19 protein-coding genes are annotated in these 19,286 nt (G+C 61.1%); 11 read left to right on the top strand and 8 right to left on the bottom strand.

The features are described 5' to 3' along the window. Window positions 1-11 precede the first annotated feature (11 nt). The 7 genes from G3O01_RS06560 to G3O01_RS06530 all read left to right on the top strand — a co-directional run bounded on the left by G3O01_RS06560 (window position 12) and on the right by G3O01_RS06530 (window position 7,647). Window positions 12-1,001 (top strand): D-glycerate dehydrogenase, encoded by a 990-nt coding sequence (locus tag G3O01_RS06560; protein WP_205803740.1) that lies wholly within the window; start codon window positions 12-14, stop codon window positions 999-1,001. Window positions 1,002-1,141: 140 nt separating this feature from the next. Next, a complete protein-coding gene (locus G3O01_RS06555; RefSeq protein WP_205803739.1) occupies window positions 1,142-2,173 on the top strand; it encodes a TRAP transporter substrate-binding protein in 1,032 nt (343 codons plus the stop codon). A gap of 14 nt (window positions 2,174-2,187) precedes the next feature. After that, window positions 2,188-4,083, top strand: a complete 1,896-nt coding sequence (locus G3O01_RS06550; protein ID WP_205803738.1) for a TRAP transporter large permease subunit — start codon at window positions 2,188-2,190, stop codon at window positions 4,081-4,083. A 19-nt stretch (window positions 4,084-4,102) separates the two neighbouring features. Further along, window positions 4,103-5,182: a LacI family DNA-binding transcriptional regulator gene (locus G3O01_RS06545; RefSeq protein WP_205803737.1), complete on the top strand. Its 1,080-nt coding sequence runs from the start codon at window positions 4,103-4,105 to the stop codon at window positions 5,180-5,182. 4 nt (window positions 5,183-5,186) lie between these two features. Then, window positions 5,187-6,194 carry a hydroxyacid dehydrogenase gene (locus G3O01_RS06540; RefSeq protein ID WP_205803736.1) on the top strand — a complete coding sequence of 336 codons (1,008 nt, stop codon included), beginning with the start codon at window positions 5,187-5,189 and terminating at the stop codon, window positions 6,192-6,194. Continuing rightward, window positions 6,191-7,006, top strand: a complete 816-nt coding sequence (locus tag G3O01_RS06535; RefSeq protein WP_205803735.1) for an amidohydrolase family protein — start codon at window positions 6,191-6,193, stop codon at window positions 7,004-7,006. Before G3O01_RS06540 ends, G3O01_RS06535 begins: the two co-directional genes overlap by 4 nt. Window positions 7,007-7,350: 344 nt before the next feature. Further along, a complete protein-coding gene (locus tag G3O01_RS06530; protein ID WP_205803734.1) occupies window positions 7,351-7,647 on the top strand; it encodes a DUF4148 domain-containing protein in 297 nt (98 codons plus the stop codon). A 120-nt stretch (window positions 7,648-7,767) separates the two neighbouring features. On the opposite strand, the gene G3O01_RS06525 is transcribed toward G3O01_RS06530, so the two are convergent. Together G3O01_RS06525 and G3O01_RS06520 are read right to left on the bottom strand one after the other, a co-directional pair. Next, a complete protein-coding gene (locus G3O01_RS06525; RefSeq protein ID WP_205803733.1) occupies window positions 7,768-8,550 on the bottom strand; it encodes an amino acid ABC transporter permease in 783 nt (260 codons plus the stop codon). A 95-nt stretch (window positions 8,551-8,645) separates the two neighbouring features. After that, on the bottom strand, window positions 8,646-9,368 hold the full coding sequence (locus G3O01_RS06520; protein ID WP_205804068.1) for a basic amino acid ABC transporter substrate-binding protein: 723 nt from the start codon (window positions 9,366-9,368) through the stop codon (window positions 8,646-8,648). 370 nt (window positions 9,369-9,738) lie between these two features. Between G3O01_RS06520 and G3O01_RS06515 the strand changes: the two genes are divergently transcribed. Then, on the top strand, window positions 9,739-10,896 hold the full coding sequence (locus G3O01_RS06515; RefSeq protein ID WP_205803732.1) for an FUSC family protein: 1,158 nt from the start codon (window positions 9,739-9,741) through the stop codon (window positions 10,894-10,896). 299 nt (window positions 10,897-11,195) lie between these two features. Here the strand turns inward: G3O01_RS06515 and G3O01_RS06510 are convergent, their stop codons facing one another. Beyond that, complete coding sequence (locus G3O01_RS06510; RefSeq protein ID WP_205803731.1) at window positions 11,196-12,350, bottom strand: GGDEF domain-containing protein; 1,155 nt, start codon at window positions 12,348-12,350, stop codon at window positions 11,196-11,198. A gap of 242 nt (window positions 12,351-12,592) precedes the next feature. On the opposite strand from G3O01_RS06510, the gene G3O01_RS06505 reads away from it, so the two are divergent. Further along, window positions 12,593-12,808, top strand: coding sequence for a hypothetical protein (locus tag G3O01_RS06505; RefSeq protein ID WP_205803730.1), 216 nt, complete (start codon window positions 12,593-12,595; stop codon window positions 12,806-12,808). Here the strand turns inward: G3O01_RS06505 and G3O01_RS06500 are convergent. Continuing rightward, the gene (locus G3O01_RS06500) at window positions 12,791-13,642 is read right to left on the bottom strand and encodes a sulfite exporter TauE/SafE family protein (protein WP_205803729.1); all 852 of its coding nucleotides are present in this window, start codon (window positions 13,640-13,642) and stop codon (window positions 12,791-12,793) included. The genes G3O01_RS06505 and G3O01_RS06500 overlap by 18 nt on opposite strands. A 496-nt stretch (window positions 13,643-14,138) precedes the next feature. Here G3O01_RS06500 and G3O01_RS06495 point away from each other — a divergent pair, with 496 nt between their 5' ends. Both G3O01_RS06495 and G3O01_RS06490 read left to right on the top strand, forming a co-directional pair. Further along, window positions 14,139-14,525, top strand: a complete 387-nt coding sequence (locus G3O01_RS06495) for a cupin domain-containing protein (protein ID WP_241023728.1) — start codon at window positions 14,139-14,141, stop codon at window positions 14,523-14,525. 207 nt (window positions 14,526-14,732) lie between these two features. Then, window positions 14,733-15,476 (top strand): DUF4239 domain-containing protein, encoded by a 744-nt coding sequence (locus tag G3O01_RS06490; protein ID WP_241023727.1) that lies wholly within the window; start codon window positions 14,733-14,735, stop codon window positions 15,474-15,476. 229 nt (window positions 15,477-15,705) lie between these two features. Here the strand turns inward: G3O01_RS06490 and G3O01_RS06485 are convergent, their stop codons facing one another. From G3O01_RS06485 to G3O01_RS06470, 4 genes are all read right to left on the bottom strand, one after another. Further along, window positions 15,706-16,911, bottom strand: coding sequence for a porin (locus G3O01_RS06485; RefSeq protein ID WP_205803727.1), 1,206 nt, complete (start codon window positions 16,909-16,911; stop codon window positions 15,706-15,708). Window positions 16,912-17,067: 156 nt separating this feature from the next. Then, window positions 17,068-18,018: a DUF979 domain-containing protein gene (locus G3O01_RS06480; RefSeq protein WP_205803726.1), complete on the bottom strand. Its 951-nt coding sequence runs from the start codon at window positions 18,016-18,018 to the stop codon at window positions 17,068-17,070. Window position 18,019: 1 nt separating this feature from the next. Next, window positions 18,020-18,790 (bottom strand): DUF969 domain-containing protein, encoded by a 771-nt coding sequence (locus tag G3O01_RS06475; RefSeq protein ID WP_205803725.1) that lies wholly within the window; start codon window positions 18,788-18,790, stop codon window positions 18,020-18,022. Between the two features lie 104 nt (window positions 18,791-18,894). Continuing rightward, the coding region (locus G3O01_RS06470; protein WP_205803724.1) for a (2Fe-2S)-binding protein at window positions 18,895-19,286 on the bottom strand (392 nt) is incomplete at its 5' end.

The following is a 19,286-nucleotide window of genomic DNA, read 5'->3' as shown; positions in this document are numbered from 1 at the left end:
AGTTCAACCACATGAAGCACAAAGTTCTGGTTCCACGCGCAACCTTTCCAGACGTCATCGAACGACTCAAGTCCCACGTCGACGTCGAGTACAACGAGACCGACATCCCATTCGCACCCGATGAACTGCGACGCCGCATGGCTGACAAGACGGGGGCGCTCTTGCTGGGCACCGATCGCATCGATCAGGCTCTGATCAACGGTGCGCCATATTTGCGTGCGGTGAGCAATGCGTCGGTCGGTTACGACAACTTCGATCTCCCAGCCATGACTCGCGCGTCGATTGTCGCGACGAACGCGCCGAATCTGTCGAACGAAAGCGTCGCCGATCTCGCATGGGGTCTGCTGATCGCCGCTTCGCGACGCATGATCGAGAGTGATCAGTTGGTGCGCTCCGGCTCGTGGCGCGGTTTTGCGTATGACCTGATGCTTGGCATGGACCTGCATCGATCGACTTTGGGCATCGTCGGTATGGGACGCATCGGTCAGGCGATTGCGCGTCGCGCAGCGGGCTTCGACATGAACGTGCTGTACCACAACCGGACGCGACTCACGCCTGAAATCGAGAAGCAGAGTCGAGCGTGTCATGTGTCGCTCGACACATTGCTCGGTGAAGCGGATCACGTCATCCTGACGCTGCCGTACAGCGTCCAGACGCATCATCTTATCGGCGCCCCGCAACTTGCCCGGATGAAACGCTCCGCGACCCTCGTCAATATCGCGCGCGGTGGCGTCGTCGACGACGCAGCCCTGGCGCAGGCACTCGTCGCGGGCACGATCGCGGCCGCCGGGCTCGATGTCTTCGAAAACGAGCCTGCGGTGCATCGGGAACTGCAGCGCGCCCCGCACCTGGTGATGACGCCGCACACCGGCAGCGCGACGATCGCAACGCGTCGCGCGAACGCCCACCATGCTGTCGACAACCTGCTCGCCGCGCTCGATCTCGGCCCATATGCGGGTCGACCGCCGAGCGTACTGAATCCTGAAGTGCTAGATGGGTGAACACGGGTAAACGCCCATTTGATCCACAACTGTATCGATTTACTGTATCGATACACTAAATCGATACAGTCGCGCCGCTGCTGTCATGCCGCGCGCAATACATCGTCCGCGCTCAAAGCGGCATTTCAGGAGACAAAACCATGCAATCCATTTCCCGGCGACGGTTCATCCAGGCCGCCTCGGTGGCCTCGCTCGCGGCGACAGGCGCGGGCTTTCCCGCGATCGTGCGCGCGCAGCCGGCGGCCACGTTGCGACTGTCATCGTCGATGCCCGCGAACGAAAACGCCGCGCATTTCGTGTGGTATCAAAACCTCGCGGCGAACCTGAAGGCGAGCGTCGGCGACCAGATCCGGATCGACTATTTCCCGAACAGCCAGCTCGGCAAGGAAAGCGATGTCGTCCAGCAGGTGAAGGTCGGTGCGGTCGACATGATGGTCACCGGCTCGTCGATCTGGGCAACCGTGCTGCCGGAACTCGGCATGCTCGATCTCGGCTATGTGTTCGACAACTTCGACCATGTCGGGCGCGCAATGGACGGCACCGTCGGGAAATCGTTCGACACGTTGTTGCAACAGCGTGCGGGCTGCACAGTCGTCGCGTGGGGCTATTCCTTTGGGGCGCGCAACGTATTCACGAAGAAGCCCACGCAATCGCTCGCCGATATCAAGGGCGTGAAACTGCGCGTGCTGCCCACACCAGCCTTCATGGAAACCTTCAAGCTGATGGGCGCAGTCCCGACGCCCATTCCCATCGGCGAGTTGTATATGGCCGCGCAAACTGGTGTCGTCGATGGCTTCGAGCACGACTGCGCGACCGTGCTGGCGAGCAAGTTCGATGAAGTCGTGAAGTCGTGCTGGCAAACGCAGCACGTCTTCAGCCCGCTCGTCACCGTGATGGGCCGCCGCGCGCTCGCGAAGATTCCAGAGAATCTGCGCCCCGCATTTCAGAAAGCAGCACAAGACGCGACCGCGAAACAGCGCATCGCAGCCATCCAGACGGCCGCCAGCGCCGAGCAGGAGTTGAAGAAGCGCGGCATGTCGTTCTATCCGATGTCGAAAGCCGATCGCGACACGGCGCGCGGCGAGATGCAGTCGCAGTTGTACGCGAGCTTCTCGAAGCAGTATGCCGCGACCACGCCCCTCTTCACCGCCATCGCCGCGGCGCGCGGCTAGCGAGGCAGGCAACCATGACCACTTTTTCCGCCACGCCCGGACCGGAAGCGCAACATGTTGCGCCATCTTTCGGCCATGAGACGATGCTTGCGCGCGGTCTCGCCCGCCTCATGCACGTGATCGAAAACCTGTGCGCGGCCGTGCTGGCGGCCGATGTGCTCGTGGTGTTTCTCTCCGTGATCTACCGCTATTTCCTGCACGATCCATTCGACTGGGCCGAGGAAGTCGCGGGCGCGCTGATGATCGTGCTGGTCTTCTTCGGCGCGGCCACCGTGCTTGCGCGCAGCCAGCACGTAGGCGTCGATCTGTTTCGCGGCATGCTGCCCAGGCGCTGGCAGCCGGCGCTAGTCCATGTCGGACATTGGGTGATCGCGGGCGTCGCGGGGAATCTGTGCGTATCGTCGTGTCTGCTGCTGGTCGATTCCTACGGTCAGATGACGCCGAGCGGCCTCCCCGCGTGGATCAACGTGTATCCCGTCGTTATCGGCAGCGTGTTCATGACGGTGTTCGCACTCGCCAACGCGCTTAACGGCTCGCGCAAGACCGTATTCGGCACGTTGATCGGCTGCGTGCTGCTCGCAGCGGTGGTGTTCGAGTGGAACACCTTCGTGCCCGCTCATGCAATCAAGCCCGGCTTCCTGCTGATGGCCGGATTCATCAGCGGACTCGTGCTCGGCGTGCCGATCGGCTTCGTGCTCGCGTTCTCGGCGCTGCTGTACTTCCTCGCGGAACCGTCCCTGCCGATGCTCGTCTACTCGCAACAGGTGATGGCCGGCACCGACCACTTCGTGCTGCTCGCGATCCCGTTTTTCGTGCTAGCCGGGCTGTTGATGGAAACCAACGGCATGTCGGCGCGCCTGATCGAACTGCTGCTGCGGATTTTCGGTCGCGTGCGCGGCGGGCTCGGGCTCATCACGATCCTGGCGACGGCGTTCTTCTCGGGCGTGTCCGGTTCGAAGCTCGCGGACATCGCGGCGGTTGGCGGCGTCGTGATGCCGGCGGTGCGCCAGAGCAAGGAAGATCCGAACGAGGCCGCGGCGTTGCTTGCCTGCAGCGCCGTGATGGCGGAAACCATTCCGCCGTGCGTGAACATGATCATCATGGGCTTCGTCGCGAACATTTCGATCGCCGGGCTGTTCCTCGCGGGCGTGGTGCCGGCCGGCGTCCTTGCCGTCGCGCTGGCTATCGTCGCAGTGATTTTCGGGCGCCGCATCAATCTCGCCGATGTGCTCACCCATCCGCGCGCATGGATGCCGCTGCTCGGCGGCGCGCTGGTCGCGCTCGTGATGGTCACCATGATCGGCAAGGGCGTGACGTCGGGCGTCGCGACCTCGACGGAAGTGTCCGCGTTCGCCGTGGTCTATGCGCTTATCGTCGGTTGGCTGGCGTTTCGCGAACTCACGCCGAAATCGGTCGCACGGGTATTCGTGCGCTCCGCATCGATGGCGAGCAGTATCCTGTTCATCGTCGCGGCGGCGTCCAGCGTGTCGTTCGCGCTGACCATCGAGCAGATTCCCGCGCTCGTTTCCGATTCGATGATCGCTTTCGCGCATCAATACGGACCGACGATGTTTCTGCTGCTGTCCGTGCTTATCATGATCGTGTTCGGCGCAGTGCTGGAAGGCGCGCCGGCGCTCATCATCTTCGGGCCCCTCCTCACTCCGATCGCCGCGCAGCTTGGCATCAATCCGCTGCATTTCGGCACGGTGATCGTCGTCGCGATGGGCCTGGGTCTGTTCGCGCCGCCGCTCGGGCTAGGCCTGTTCGCGACCTGCGCCATCACCGGCACGGAAATGAAGGCAGTCGCGCGTCCTATGCTCAAATATCTGCTGGTGCTGTGCATCGCACTGGTGGTGCTGATTCTCGTGCCATCCTTTTCATTGTGGTTGCCGACCCGGCTCGGCCTGTAGCCGGCAGATGTAAAACCTTATGAGCACCATTCAGGATGTCGCCCGCGAGGCTGGTGTTTCCGTGAGCACGGTATCGAACGTGCTCAACGGCCGCACCGGTCAGATGCGCCAGGAAACGCTCGTACGCGTGCAGGCCGCGATGAGCGCGCTGCAATATCGGCCGAGCACGCTTGCCCGTCAGCTCAAGACAGGACAGACGCCGCTCATCGGGCTGCTGGTGCCGTCCATCGCCAATCCGATGTACGGCTATATCGCGCGCGAAGTCGAAACGTACGCGCAGGAGCGCTACGGCTATCGTGTGATGATCGGAAATACGTATCGCGATCCGATGAAGGAAGCGTCGTTCTTCGAGGATCTGCTGTCGCAGGGCGTGCGGCGCGTGATCGTGATCTCGTCGCTGGCGAACGAACGCCATCTGGAAACCGCCGTCGAACGCGGCATGGTCGTCGTCAGCTACGATCGCCGCGCGACCGAGGGCGAGACCACGCGCGTCGAACACGTGACACCGGACAACTTCGAAGCCGCGCGCATCGCGACGCGCCACCTGATCGCGCACGGTCACAGGCGGCTCGCGTTCGCGACGTTGACGGGCATGACGATGAGCCGCAGCGACAAGATCAACGGCTTTCTCGCGGCAGCGCGCGATGCGGGATTACCGGACGACGCGCGCGTGCTCGACAGCGGCCCGGTCAACGAATACGGCGATTCGATGATTGCAGAGAATGGCCGCGCGCTCGCGCGCCTGCTCGCGCAAGACGACTCGCGCCCGACCGGCATCGTGGCCGTCAACGACCTGATGGCGCTCGGCCTCATGGCAGGCCTGCGCGAATGTGGCTTGCGGGTGCCGGAGGATGTATCGATCGTCGGCATGGACGGGCATTTTCTCGCGGCAATTTCCAACCCCGCGCTGACGACCGTGCAACTCCCCGTGCCGGCGATGGCCGCCGCGATGGTCGAGCGCGCGATGCGTCCGCATGACGAACCCATGCCTGCCTCGGAGCAGGCGCTCTTCACGGATATCACGCTCGTGGAGCGCGAATCGGTCTCGCGCCCGGGGAAAACTGCGGCGAAATCGAAGCAAGCCAGAAAGACAGGATAAGGATATGAACAAGGTATTCGTGACTCATCCCCGGCACATGCTGGATCATTACTTCGGCGCACGCGCGGCAGCAGCGCTCGCGAAGTTCGCCGATGTCACGTACAACACCGAAGATCGCGAGTTGTCGCAAGCCGAACTCGCCGACGCCGCGCGCGATGCCGATGTCATCGTCGCTTACCGGCAGACGCCCGCGACGCGCGAGTTGTTCGAAGCGCTGCCGAAGCTGGCCGCCTTCGTGCGCTGCGCAGTGGATATCCGCACCATCGATGTCGATGCCGCAAGCGAACTGGGCGTGCTCGTCACGCAGGCGAGCGCCGGTTTCGTGCCGTCCGTGTCGGAGTGGGTGATCGGCGCGATGCTCGATCTCGCACGCGGCACGACCGCGTATGCGCAGGCGTATCACCGCCACGAAGCGCCCGCTCCGAAGATGGGCCGCGAGTTGCGCGGCAGCACGTTCGGTGTGATCGGTTATGGGCAGATATCGCGCTATCTGTGCGATCTCGCGCTGGCATTCGGCATGCGCGTCATCGTGTCCGATCCTCACGCCATACTCGACGATGCGCGCGTGCATCAGGTCGGCCTGGATGATCTGCTCGCCGAGGCTGACTTCGTCGTCTGCCTCGCGCCCGCCACGCCGCAGACCACGAACCTGATGAACGCGCGCGCGTTCGCGACGATGAAGCCTGACGCGTACTTCATCAATGCGGCACGCGGCGAACTCGTTGACGATGCGGCTCTGCTCGCTGCGCTCGAGCGTGGTCATCTGGCAGGATGCGCGCTCGATGTGGGGCGCGCGGCAGACCAGATGCCCTCACCTGCCCTTGCGGCCCATTCGCGCGTGATCGCGACGCCGCATATCGGCGGGCTGACGCCGGGCGCCATCGAGCATCAGGCGATGGAAACCGTCGCGCAGACGGAAGCGCTGTTTGATGGTCGCGTGCCCGTTGGCGCTGTGAATGCGGAGCACGCATTTCGGCTCTCGGGCCTTGCCACGCCGACGGTCGCGCGATGAATGCTCCGACGAATTTCGAAGGCGCGTGCGATTGCCATATCCACGTGTATGAGGAAGGCTATCCGCTGGCCGCGAGCGCGACTTTCACGCCGCCGCTGGCGCCTGCATCGGCTTATCGGGAAGTGCAAGGCAAGCTCGGTTTCTCGCGCGCTATCGTCGTGCAGCCGACGGGATATGGCTTCGACAACCGTTGCACGCTCGCGGCCATTGCGCAACTCGGCGACGGTGCGCGTGGCATCGCGGTCGTGCCGCCCGATATCAGCGATGACGAACTGCAGCGCCTGCACGATGCCGGCATACGTGGCGTGCGATTCATGATGCTCCCGGGCGGCGTGCTGCCGTGGGACGCGCTCGCGGATATGTCCGCGCGCATCGCGCCGATGGGCTGGAACATCAACCTTCAACTCGATGGGCACACCCTGCCGCAGCATGAAGCGATGCTCGCACGCTTGCCGTCGAAGCTTGTCATCGATCATCTCGGCAAGTTTCTTGCGCCCGTGACGCCTGAAAGCGAAGGGTTCGCGTCGCTGTGCCGCCTGCTCGACGGGCCGCGCTGCTGGATCAAGCTGTCCGCGCCGTACGAGAGCTCGCGTAATGGCGCGCCTGATTTCGCTGACGTGTCGTGGCTCGTGCGTACGCTCTCCACGCAATATCCCGAGCGCAGTGTGTGGGCATCGAACTGGCCGCACCCCAACGTGGCGCCCGTGCCCGACGACGCGCGCATGCTCGACTGGACGATGCGGCTAGTGGAAAGCGACGAGATTCGCCGCAAGATACTGGTTGATAACCCGGCTGAGTTGTACCAGTTTTAGGCAGGCGTGATCTGACGCGAGTGACCTCATCATGGCGGCTCCTGGTCGCACCCAGTCGATTGTCCGATCGAAGCGTTTCAGGTCTGCGTCGATGCTATCTGTCTCCGGCGACCAGGCGCTTCATCGAACAGGTAAAGGCCGTTGGACAGGTGCGCGAAGCACACACTGAACAGATTGGCAGGCCAAAGATGGGTGCTGAACTGGATTCAAGGTTTGGAGCGACGGTTGAATCTCGCGAAGTAGCTTCAGGACACTGGAATGAGGCAAAATAAACGCGGAAGTCACGCGCGACCGGTGACATCGCACCGTGCGCGTTTCTCCAAACGCACGCGTGGAGGCACGCTATGAAAAACCTCACGAGAAACTGCTCGACGCTTGCCGCGTTGGCGCTGCTGCTGACCGGAAATGTCGCTGCCGGCACGCCGCAAGGCAGGCGACATCTGAGCCAAACCGAGTGCCATGACCTGGCCGCGATTAAAAGCAACGCGCCGCCGACGAAGTCGCAACACAAAAGCGAACTCTCGGCACTGAGGAAGGCGGGCTACAACCCGTCGCCATGGCACGACGACCCAAACTACCCGGCGAATCTACACGCGGCGCAGCGCCTGGTCGACCAGTGGTTCGAATCGGATTGCAAGTAGTTGCAACCTGGGTGAATCCGCCGGAGCCGCCACTGTCCCTTCAAACCTGGCGCGCAGTAACCGCACGTTGCACTGCAACGCAGCGCGGCACACACAGCCCGCACCTAGGCTCCAGCAGGCTCAGTGTGGCACGTGATCTGTTCGCGCCAGGTATTGTTCCAGCTTCCGCAAGCCGATCGTTAGCGCGAATGTCATCAACCAGTACGCGGCGGCGATGGCCAGGTACGGCTCCCAATAGCGGCCATAGGCACCCGCCACCGTGCGTGCCGCATACGCCATTTCCCCCAGACCGATTGCCGACACCAGCGATGTGTCCTTGAGCAGCGAAATCATGTTGTTTCCCAGAGGCGGCAACATGCGCCGGAACGCCTGCGGGATCACCACATAACGCATCATCTGCCCATGCGTCAGGCCCAGTGACAGGCCGGCCTGGCGCTGGCCACGCGCAATCGACTGAATGCCCGCGCGAAACACTTCCGAGATATAGGCACCCGAGTTCAACGTAAGCGCCACTACGCCAGAAATCAGCGCGCCATAATCCTGCTTCAGCGTGCGCGCCAGATCGCCCCTGATAAATAGCCCATTCACCGGGTGGATAAATAGCGGCATCACGGCGAAGTGCATCAGCAGAATCTGAACAAACAACGGCGTGCCGCGAAAAAAGCTCACGTAGGCAGTCGACGGCCAGCGAAGCAGGTATTTGCAAACGGCCTTCCACGGTTGATGTCGCGCCTCGGCCAGCCGCGCCAGCGCCAGCAACAGCCCCAGCGCACAGCCCATCAGCACGCATGCCACGGTCATACCCACCGTTACAAGTGCGCCTTGCCAGAACAGTTGCTTGTACTCAACGAGGATATCCGGGCGGAACCACCCGAACCACAGTACTGGATTGCTATCTTCCATGCTCGCTTGCTGAAACCGAAAACGAAGTGGCTGCCAGGTGCGTTCGCGTCACGCGCCCTGGCCCGGCGCTCTATCCAACCAGTTGCATCAAACTATCACTGCGGCTTGAAGTCCTGATTGAACCACTTCTTGTAGATCACGTTGTAGGTGCCATCCGCACGGATCGCGGCAAGACCGGCGTTGATCTTCTCCAGCAAGGCCTTGTCGCCCTTGCGTACGACAATGCCGTAGTATTCCTTCGGGAAGTTCGCGTCTTCGACAGTCTTAAGGCCAGCATTCTGCGAAACACGGTAAGCGATCACACCGTTGTCACCGATCGCCGCATCCACGCCGCCTGAAACAAGCTCGGAGATGATCAGCGGCGTGCTTTCAAAGCGGCGGATGTTCGGGTTGGTCTTGCCGACTTCACGGCTCATGACATCGTCGGCCGTAGAGCCGCTGACCACCGAAACCTTCTTGCCGTCGAGGTCTTTCAGCGACTTCACAGTACTGCTCTTGGGCACGGCGATCAGCTGACGCGCATCGAAATACGGCGCTGAGAAATCGAAACTCTGCTTGCGCTTCTCGTTGATGGTCACGCCGGAGATCACAAAGTCGACATCACCGTTGTTGAGAGACGCAAAAATGCTGGTGAACGGCGTATTCACAATACGCAGCTTCATGTGCTGCTGTTTGGCAATCGCGTTGACGACGTCGATGTCAAACCCGACAATCTGCTTGTCCTTGTTTTCGAACGCGAAAGGCGTATAGGTCGCGCTTGATGCCACCACCAGTTCCCGATCTTGCGCCTGTGCTACGGCAGAACCAAAAACAAACATGGCCACCGACGCGGCCAGGGTGAGGATAGTCTTCTTCATGGCTGCTTCGCCCGGTTCGAGAAAAAGTAGGGATTATATGGCTAACCAGAAAACCGGCCTGATTCCCTCAATACTCGATGCGCGTCGTGCGCGCTGCTGCCAGACACAAGCCATTTTTGTCCTGATAACCTGCTAATGCTTCTCGAGAGCGACATGGCACCGCCTATCCGCGTGCCGCGTCGCCTCCGCGGGGCAATATTCGCCGAAACGCCTTGACGCTGGAGATCCCGGCAAAAGGTGCATATCTGGCACTCGGTCAACGCCGGGAATCTTCCCGGCTAACCGGTTCGCGGCCACAAGCTGCAACACCGGAAAACGGAGATCATTGAACATGATTGCCTCCTATGCACGCGCCCTTGCACAGGCGCTCGCCATCAATCCGGAACTATCGCGCCTTCGGCACGCCACCCAGTCGACTCTCGCTTGCCTGCTGACGGCGGCCCTTGCCATCGCATGGCTGGTCGAGCACCACGCGGCCATCACGCTCGCTTCGCTTGCTGCGCTGTTCTCGATGATTTCGCCGCTATTTCTGCGCGACCGTCGTCTGTCCAGCTGGCTCATCTCGCTAGCCGCGCTCTACCTTTGCACATGCATCTGTTTCGCGATTTCGTGCTTCGTTGCCTCGCATCCGACTGCGCGGGGCGTGCTGTTGTTGCTGATCGTCTTTACGGGCATGCTGTGTCATTCGCTGGGGCCCCGTGCAACCGGATGCGCGTTGCTTGCACTGGTTTCGTTCTATCTGGGGCTCTATATCCATCCATCGCGCGACCAGACCGTGGAGATGCTGGCTGTCTCCATACTCGCTCCCGTCGTGGTTACGATCGTTGGACGCGTCCTGCTTCCGCCACATGCCGCCCGAATGCCCTGGTTTGCGATCTCCGACGCCGTATCGCGGTTCGTCGCCAGTGCACCGGCGCGCTACAGCCAACTCATGCGTCACGCGGCCAGCCTGTGCAAGCGGCGCCTGCAAGATGAACTGGCGGCAATCTCGCGCCATCGACACCATCTCGCCTGGCGGCTTGCCACGCTCGCAACCCTGGCAGCGCTACTCGCTTTGCTGGCTGGCGAAGAACTCTCCAGCGAGCGCTCGATGTGGGCGGTCATCAGCACGTTTGTAGTCTTTCTTGGCACGAGCTCACGCGAGGGAACGCTGGTTCGCGTTGCAAAACGGCTCGCGGGGACATTGGCCGGTGCGGCCGCAAGCGTGCTCGTTGTCACAACGCTCAACAACGACCTCTGGGTGCTCGTGGCGCTGATGGCAATGTCGGTTTTCGGCTGGGCCTACTTCATCCTGCATGCCTATGCACGTGGTGTTTTCTTCATCACGATGCTTGTGGGACTTGTCTACGGACGGCTGGGATTCGATATCGTACCTCTCGCGCAACTTCGCATTGAAGAGGTCGTCGTGGGTTGTCTTATTGCCCTTGTACTCGCAACGTTGTTGATGCCGTCTTCTGCGGCCCGCCAGGAAGGACCTGTGTTGGAGTAAATCGCCTGGCTGTCGCGAATGCATTGCGTCCTGCCATAAAAGACGTACTTGGCGATGCGGCAGATGAAAATATCCTGAATGCCTGGGGAGAGGCGTACTGGGTAGTGGCGGATGTGCTGAAAAGCCGGGACCACGATCTTTACGCCAATGGATCATGACGCTTTTCCCCATCGTTCGACATTACGATTCCGTCCGGGAGCAACGGATGTGAGAGGGGCCCGGCCTTCACGAGTGAGCGGCATCGGGCCACGTTTCCGAAGAGTCAGGTGCCGCGCCATCCGAAACGGCTTTCAAAACCCTCACGCAGTCATCTTGTCGCGGCCACCCATCTTCGACTGATACAACGCGCTATCCGCTCGCTGTAGCGCATCACGCAGATCGGATTCCCCTTGCTCTATCTGGGCAAGACCTACACTGATCGTCCATTTCGGCATGCCGGACGAGTGCAAACGGCAAGCATCGTGAATCTGTTGCGCACACGCTTTCGCGTACGGCGCTCGCCACGCAGGCAGCACAGCAACGAATTCGTCGCCTCCCAGGCGTCCGAACTCTCCGCCTAATGACGCGACCTCGCCACCAGCAAGATCGGCGAGCGCCTTAAGCACTTCGTCGCCCGCAAAATGACCGTGACGGTCGTTGATCAGCTTGAAATGGTCGAGATCGATCGCGAGCACCGTCGCGCCGGGCTCAACAAGAGAACGTGAATGCAACTCGAAACCCGCGCGATTCCACACGCCCGTCAACGGATCCCGCTGCGCAGCGACACGCAATCTCTGGTGCGCGCGCTCGGCCGGCATGGCCAGCAGCCCGAGATTGAGCACGGCGAGCAGCAACTGATCCGACAGCATCGGAATGAGCGCGAGCAGATTGGCGCCCGGCACCGTCCACAGGTAACCGCTGAGTGCGATTGCATAGCCGGGGAGATAACACAGCATGGCGAAACCGGCGAGGCGTCGGCCGCGGCTCCGGTTACGCGTGACGATGCGTGAGCCGGACGCACGTTCTTCTTCCGGTTCCCGGGCAAGGCACGCGAGGCCCGCGATGGTCGCCGATACAGCAATGCTCAATGTATCGCAGACCTGCGTGACGACTTCGATGCGCGGATCGGCACCGGCGATCCACCATGGAACCACGTGCGTTCCCGCACATCCCGCGACGGGCAGCACCATCCACCAACGAAACGGTGGCACACCGTCGAAGGCCCTGATTCCCGACACGATGAGCATGTTGGTGAATGCGAGTGCGCCAAGCAGCGCGCTCTTCAGATACGGATGGCCCGGCGCAAACTCGAAGCCAATGAGCACCGCCGCGTAAAGCAACGCGCTCGCCGACCAATGAAAGCAGTAACGCTCTTCCTTGCGACCCAGACCAACGAGTGCGAATACGAGTCCGAACGCCGTGCTGGAGAGGACACTGCACAGACGAAGCGTTTCGGTATCAGGCGTGTGGAACATGCGAAGACAATGAGAAAACTTGACCGACCGGCCGAAATTCGGCTCGATATAGCCGGTTAACGGCATTTTATCCGTACTCTTTTGCTCCGACGCTGAACTGTGAGTCGCGACATTGTGATGGATCTCACAGCCTTCGCTATTGTGCGTTACCCGTGACGTCCGCTTCCGCGAGGCTTGCTAACGCGTTACTAATCTTCACTGCCTATATTCGTTTCTGCGCTGTTTCCATTTAAGGAGAAGACATGAAACTCAATCATTCGCAGAAGCGGGCACTGATCAAGGCATCGAAGAGCGGCATCGAACATATCGAAACGACGGTACGGAAATTGAAGGAAGAGTGCCCCGACGCCTTTCATAACGACAGTACGTTACTGAAGCGCCGCTTCCATCACCGGCCCAACGTAGAGACACCTTGCTATGGCTACGTGGTGGATCGACCGCTAACAAATGCATCGTGATGAAACGAAATGATGTCGCACAAAATGAGCGGCGGAAAAAACATCAACTGCAGGCCTGATCTCCTTATCGAGCCAATGCATAGGCACGGCCAGATGAACCAGTTCGCCGAGGATCACGACCACCAGTAAGCCAACAATCCAGCGTCGTGCATGCTCGGAAATGGCGACGCGCGCACCCAGAAGCCCACCGATCAGACTACCCACTCCCATCAGCCCGCCGATCCTCCAGTCGACGCTTTGATGCTCGACGAAAACGAGCATGGCGGCCAACGTTGCGAGGAGCGTCACGAAGTTCTTGATCGCATTCGCTTCGACGAGTGGCAGCCCAACGGCCAGCACCAGTACGAGCAGCATGTATGTGCCCGAGTCCAGCACGATGAAGCCCGCCCAGACTCCCACCACGAACAGCAAGAACACCGTTTTGAAGCTAAGTCGGAAATCATCGCTCGTGGCAGCATTGAGCAGTTTCTTCAGTTTGGTGAAGATCAGGATCAACGCAATCACGACCGCGCCCACGATAATCTTGCGCAGGTCATGACCCGGCAGATACTCACTGATGAGCGCGCCACTGACTGCACCCAACACCATCGGCGCCCCGACCATCAACCCGCGCCGCCAAGGAATGGCGCCGTGCCGCGCGAGCTGGATGGTCGCGGCCATCGCGCCGACCAGAACCGGGATGCGATTGGTCGCGTTCGCGGCAGCGGCAGGTAGACCGATCGCCATCAGAATCGGCAAAGTTACCGCCGAGCCCGACGAGGCCACGGTATTGAGAAAGCCGCAGACCAGACCCGCGACCACGACGACAGCGATGATTTCCGGACTGAGGCTCATGATGTATGTCTCAATGATTGATGCGATCCACGCTGACCGTGTGCAGCCGGAAGCGACGATCTGAAAGTTTCCGGCAGACGGAACACCACTGCACCGGCTGACACCGCGAGCCGGAGAGTCTGGCAAAGGTAGGGGTTGAAACTTATGGGACATTTACGTCCGAAAACGACCCGGTAAAAGCAGCCGCGAAAACGCGCCTGGAACGCTCGGATCACACCCGGCAATATCCTTCTCTCGCAGTAATTCTGAGCTAAGTTGCCGCCGGCAATATCGACGTTAGAGCTAGCGTAAGCGCGGAATCTTCACGCCAACCTCCCGTCACATGATCCCCCTGTGGGTATGTGTTTGCTCGCACCCTGCTTCCATATTCTGAGTAGAGGAGAAACGTCATGAAGCAAGACTTGCTGCTTCACACGAGCAATACCGCGCCTATCGACATCACTGCCATTGGACTCAACAGCGCATTGGTCCAGACGCGACCGGGGCGCTGGCTACATTGATCGAGACAACCGACCAACCCGGATTCGGTCCCCCGCAACATAGGCATGAAATCGAGACCGAAGTCTTTCATGTTCTGCAGGGACGGTATCTGTTCGAAGTGGACGGCGTTCAGACCATCGTGAGCGAAGGTGAAACGATCGTCGCGAATCAGGGCACTACGCATCGCTTCGTCAACGTTGACGATCAACCGTCGCGGCTACTGGTTCTGATCACGCCCGGCTGGGATGCTGCGAGCTTTTTTGGGGAACTCCGTGACGTCATGGCGAATGGTTTGCCAGATGCGCGGGTACTGAAAGCATTCGGCGACAAGTGGAGCATAGATTTTGTCGGCCCTCCACTGACCAGCCCCGTCGAACTCGCGTCTGCCCCGCTGGACGTTTAACTTCTGTTGATTAGCTCGCCGTCTCCGTCTACCTGACCGGTTCTTGCCGCAGATCGTGGTCGCGCGTACAGACTGTCGATTAATTCCTGTGGTCTGGTTGAGCGCGTAGATTCACCTGCATTCAAGAGGTATAGCCGTCAAGTCATGGCACGCGTGGAGCAAGCCCCAATGCTGAGTACATGGTTGCATAATCTGCCAATATGGCAAATGACGCTCATCGCCTTCGGCGCGACATTTCTCGCGGGCGCAGCGCTACATGTCATCACTGCGAGGCTCGCTGGCGGCCAGCACGGCAAATCATACGGGGCAATTTCCCCCGCCTTGCTTTCTCCAATCGGCATTATCTTCGGTCTCTTCATCGCATTTACTGCCGCACAGGTCTGGAACGATACGGCTCGCGCCAATGCCGCGGTCAACACGGAAGCCGGTGCGCTACGGTCGGTCGTTGTCATGTCTGCCGTTCTGCCGCCAGAATCGCAAGGCGAGTTGCGAAAGCTGGTACGAGACTATATCCAGTACACGGCAGATACCGAATGGCCGCTGATGGCGAAGGGAGTCGTCACACTCAACATCAGTCCTCCGTCGTTGAACAAGGCACTTCAGTCCACCCTTTCTCTAGCCGTCGATACGCCCGGACAGCAGACAGCGCAGCGCGAGATCGTGGCATCCTTGCGGCAGGCGCTCGAAGCCCGCCGCGAGAGAATTCTGATTAGCCGCACCCAAGTCAACGGTGTCAAATGGGCATGCCTGATATTTTTGGGCGTCTGCCTGCTGTTCGCGATCGCATTGGTTCATTGCGCAAACCGGCTGGCATCTGCCGTAGCAATCGGTCTGTTTTCCGCTGTATTCGCAACGACCATCTTGCTCATCCTTGCTCACGATCGGCCTTTTACAGGGGCGATAGCCCTCACGCCCGAACCGCTTCTGCAAGTGATCCCCGCAGAGCACTGACGTTAGCGTTTGGATGACGACGTTCTGGCCAGCAATTCATCAAGACTGGCTCACTGATCCGTATGTTGTCTATATCGACCGGACTGCGGTTTCGCGCGACAATCAAGTCGGCGTTGAGACATCGTGGCTTCCAATGCCTCGCCGGTGCAAGAGAAACTCCCCCAGCCATACACATCAGCCCAGAGGAGTTCCCAGAGAACTACGAATGTAGTCTTCGCATCGCTCGCGGTCAGAAACGATGGCGAATGCCGACCCGCACGACGCCCTGATGGTTCGAGTCCGACGGGGTGATCGTATAGATCGCGGCATGCGCCTCGCCGCCCGTGGAGTCGGTTCCGGATGCGTGCTGATACATGCCCATCACGTAGACATCGGTGCGCTTGGACAGCGAATAGTCCGCGCCGAGCGAGACCTGATGATAGGTTGCCCCGCCGAGCCTGCCATGCGACGAACTGATGCTGCTGCCCTTCATGTAGTCATATGCGACGCCGAGCAGCAGTGCCGGTCCAACCCGATATTCACCGTTGATTTCCGCGTTGTTGTAATGCGTACTGCCCGTGAAGCCATTCGGATTCGGACCCGACGTGGTATCGCCCAGCCCCTTGAACGCGGTATTCGAGTAAGTGACGCCGATGTGCGCCGCGCCGAACTGGAACCCGCCGCCCGCCGTGATCGACTGATACGTCGATGCCGACGCGAATCCGGATAGTGACGGTGCCGTGCCGAGGTTCGAACCCGGCACGCCATTGGTCGTCGCGGCAACCGTGCCCGTCGCGCCGAAGTACGAGACATTCGGGTTGTGCGCGTTGAAGTACGCCGCGCCGAATGCGAACGGACCATAGGTGTAGCCGCCGCCGAAGCTATAAATCTGGTTGCGGCCCACGGAGCCTGCTACGCCTCCCATCGAATACAACGCGCTGAAAGCGAATCCGCCGAAAGATGGGCTCTTGTACTTGATCGAATTGTTGATACGGAACGAGTTGTTCAGATTGTCGATATCGGCCGGATGCGTACCGAAAGCGCCGCTCCAGCGCGTCGCCGACACCAGCGGTCCGACAAAGTCGACGCGTGGATCGTACTGGCGACCGAGCGTTACCGTGCCGAGGCGTGCGCCCGAAAGCCCGACCCACGCCTGTCGTCCGAATTCCAGTCCGCCCTGCCCGAGCTTGCCATTCGAGGCATCGAAACCGTTTTCAATGACGAAGACCGCCTTGAGGCCGTCGCCCAGATCCTCGCTGCCGCGCAAGCCCCAGCGGCTGCCCTGGATGACCCCGCTCGTCACGCTAACCACTTTGCCGCCGCCGCTATTGCTAATGTAGTTCAGCCCTTCATCAATGATGCCGTACAGCGTGACGCTGCTCTGCGCATGCGCGATACCTGTTCCGGCGAGCAGGCATGCCAATGTCGCAGACTGCGCGTAAATGTGCTTTTTCATCAGTAGACCCCGACGTGTGTGTTGTGAGAACTTCGAAAAAAACGCGCGACAAAGCCCGCCACGAGACGGCAAGCCGTCCGTGCAATGGGTTGGTGGAGCGCGGGAAAAAAGCTGGATGTACTGCGGGCTAAAGCGGCGAGTAACGCTAGCCGTGCGTTACATCAGCAGATAAAGCAGAACCACGTTGGCGAGCAGCAGCGGAAACGCTGTCATTGCCTGGGCGCGAATCACGCCGTAACGATCGGGCAGTTCGAGCAGCGCCGCGGGCACGATGTTGAAGTGCGCTGCCATCGGTGTAACGAGCGTGCCGCAATAGCCCGAGAACATGCCGATTGCTGCGATCACGGCGGGATTGCCGTGATACGTGTGAATCAGCACGGGCAGGCCGACCGCCATCATCGCCACCGGGAAGGCCGCGAACGCGCCGCCCATGATCATCGTCATGATCGCTGCGCCGAACGTGTAGACGATCACCGCGACCAGCTTGAAGTCCGTGTTGACATACGTATGCGTGAGCCACGCGGCTGCTTCGCCCACGCCCGCACGGCCGAACATCAGCCCGAGAACCGCGAGCATCTGCGGCAGCAGCAAAGCCCAGCCAAGCGATTCCGTCAGATGCCGCGACTGCCGCATCGATTCGACGGGTGTCCCACGCGTGATGCGGCACGCGACCAGCACCGCGACGATGACGCTCAGACCCAGCGCAACAAGGGTCGGGTTGGACTGATCGAACAGAAACAGTCCGCCCAGCTTCAGCTTCGGCAGTGCAACCGAGCCGATCAGCGTGCCGATCGGCACCAGCAACGCGGGCACGAACAGCCAGTTGCCGAGGCGTGTCACGCTTGCGTTGCGCTCGGCTTCGGGCAGCGGTGCAGGCTTGCCGCGTCCGAGTCCACCAAAGCCCGCGATCAGCGCGGCCACCACTACCGCCGCGCCCACCACAGCCGGCGGCAGCCGGTCGCTGAACAGGAAGAGCGCGGAAAAGATCAGCCAGAACACGCCGCTGCCGAGCCGCCGTGTATGCGTGCGATCGAGCAGGATCAGCACACCCGTGATCGCAAGGATGACGCCGGCTAGCCAGTAGAAATATTCGCTACGCAAGATCATCTCAATGCCCCTTGGATTCGGAAGGCGTGGTGGTCACCGGCGCGCTGTGGCGCGCGGTTGCCGTTGTCGTTATCGTGGGCAGGTGCGGCGATACTGCGCGGGCCAGGTAACCGTCCAGCCGGTACAGCCGCACTGCGTGGATCAGGAACGCGGCGAGCGCAGTCGGGATGCCCCAGAACGCGATCGCAACGGGCGACACGTCGACTTTCATCTCGGTGAGCAGCGTGTGCATCAGCATGATTCCGCCGAACGCCACGAAGATGTCCTCGCCGAAAAACAGGCCGACGTTGTCGGTGGCGGCGGCGAAGGCACGCACGCGGTTGCGCAGTTCATCGGACAGCGGACCGTGTCGGTTGACCGCGGCGCCTTCGGCCATCGGCGCGATGAGCGGACGCACCATCTGCGCGTGACCGCCCAGACTCACCAGCCCGAGCGCCGCCGACAACTCGCGCACCGCGAGATAGCAGATCAGCAGACGGCCCGCCGTCGCTGCGCGCACCTTCGAGATCCAGTTCTGCGCCTGTTCGCGCAGGCCGTATCGTTCGAGCAGACCGATCACAGCCAGCGGCAGGATGATGATGAGCGGCAGGTTGCGCGTCTTGACGAAGCCCGTGCCGATCTGCGTCAGGATGGCGACGAGCGGCATGGAAGCGAGTACACCCGTCACGACCGTCGCGCCCACCACGACGAGCATCGGATTGATGCGCAATGCAAATCCGATCACGATGACCGCGACACCAACCAACGGCCATAAATTCACTGCTGTGTGCATCTGCATCTCCCAAACAATTCACTTCGAGACGACCAGGTTGATGAGAACGGGCGCCATGCATACCGTCGCCCGGATGAGACAAAACCGCAAACACAACGAAACACTCACGCGGTGACGATCGACTTTTCGCCCTCCACGGTCGAGGGCAGCGCCGCGATCTCGGCAAGCGTCAACGGCTTGGTTGGAAACCGCAGCGTGTAGTAGCCGAGTTCGCGCATCGGCGTGCCGCTTTCCCGCGCCAGCAGTTCGCACGCGGTCAGCCCGCACATGCGGCCCTGGCATGGACCCATGCCGCAGCGCAGGAACGCCTTCAACTGATTCGGCCCGCTACAGCCGAGCTGCGCCGCATCGACGATCTGCTGCGCCGTCACTTCCTCGCATCGGCACACGAGTGTGTCGCCGGCTGGGATACGCATGGCGTCCGCGGGCCGGTACATCGTTTCGAAGAAAGCGCGGCCTCGCAGCGCGCGCGCGACGCGGCCCCGCACGGCGCCGG

Origin of the sequence: Burkholderia sp. Ac-20365 (assembly GCF_017104715.1) — a bacterium.
Lineage (GTDB): Bacteria > Pseudomonadota > Gammaproteobacteria > Burkholderiales > Burkholderiaceae > Paraburkholderia.
This window is presented reverse-complemented; position numbering and strand designations above follow the sequence as displayed.

Coding starts and splice junctions, on each gene's coding strand:
- G3O01_RS06560 (WP_205803740.1), top strand. CDS start 12: ATGAAGCACAAAGTTCTGGTTCCACGCGCAACCTTTCCAGACGTCATC.
- G3O01_RS06555 (WP_205803739.1), top strand. CDS start 1,142: ATGCAATCCATTTCCCGGCGACGGTTCATCCAGGCCGCCTCGGTGGCC.
- G3O01_RS06550 (WP_205803738.1), top strand. CDS start 2,188: ATGACCACTTTTTCCGCCACGCCCGGACCGGAAGCGCAACATGTTGCG.
- G3O01_RS06545 (WP_205803737.1), top strand. CDS start 4,103: ATGAGCACCATTCAGGATGTCGCCCGCGAGGCTGGTGTTTCCGTGAGC.
- G3O01_RS06540 (WP_205803736.1), top strand. CDS start 5,187: ATGAACAAGGTATTCGTGACTCATCCCCGGCACATGCTGGATCATTAC.
- G3O01_RS06535 (WP_205803735.1), top strand. CDS start 6,191: ATGAATGCTCCGACGAATTTCGAAGGCGCGTGCGATTGCCATATCCAC.
- G3O01_RS06530 (WP_205803734.1), top strand. CDS start 7,351: ATGAAAAACCTCACGAGAAACTGCTCGACGCTTGCCGCGTTGGCGCTG.
- G3O01_RS06525 (WP_205803733.1), bottom strand. CDS start 8,550: ATGGAAGATAGCAATCCAGTACTGTGGTTCGGGTGGTTCCGCCCGGAT.
- G3O01_RS06520 (WP_205804068.1), bottom strand. CDS start 9,368: ATGTTTGTTTTTGGTTCTGCCGTAGCACAGGCGCAAGATCGGGAACTG.
- G3O01_RS06515 (WP_205803732.1), top strand. CDS start 9,739: ATGATTGCCTCCTATGCACGCGCCCTTGCACAGGCGCTCGCCATCAAT.
- G3O01_RS06510 (WP_205803731.1), bottom strand. CDS start 12,350: ATGTTCCACACGCCTGATACCGAAACGCTTCGTCTGTGCAGTGTCCTC.
- G3O01_RS06505 (WP_205803730.1), top strand. CDS start 12,593: ATGAAACTCAATCATTCGCAGAAGCGGGCACTGATCAAGGCATCGAAG.
- G3O01_RS06500 (WP_205803729.1), bottom strand. CDS start 13,642: ATGAGCCTCAGTCCGGAAATCATCGCTGTCGTCGTGGTCGCGGGTCTG.
- G3O01_RS06490 (WP_241023727.1), top strand. CDS start 14,733: ATGACGCTCATCGCCTTCGGCGCGACATTTCTCGCGGGCGCAGCGCTA.
- G3O01_RS06485 (WP_205803727.1), bottom strand. CDS start 16,911: ATGAAAAAGCACATTTACGCGCAGTCTGCGACATTGGCATGCCTGCTC.
- G3O01_RS06480 (WP_205803726.1), bottom strand. CDS start 18,018: ATGATCTTGCGTAGCGAATATTTCTACTGGCTAGCCGGCGTCATCCTT.
- G3O01_RS06475 (WP_205803725.1), bottom strand. CDS start 18,790: ATGCACACAGCAGTGAATTTATGGCCGTTGGTTGGTGTCGCGGTCATC.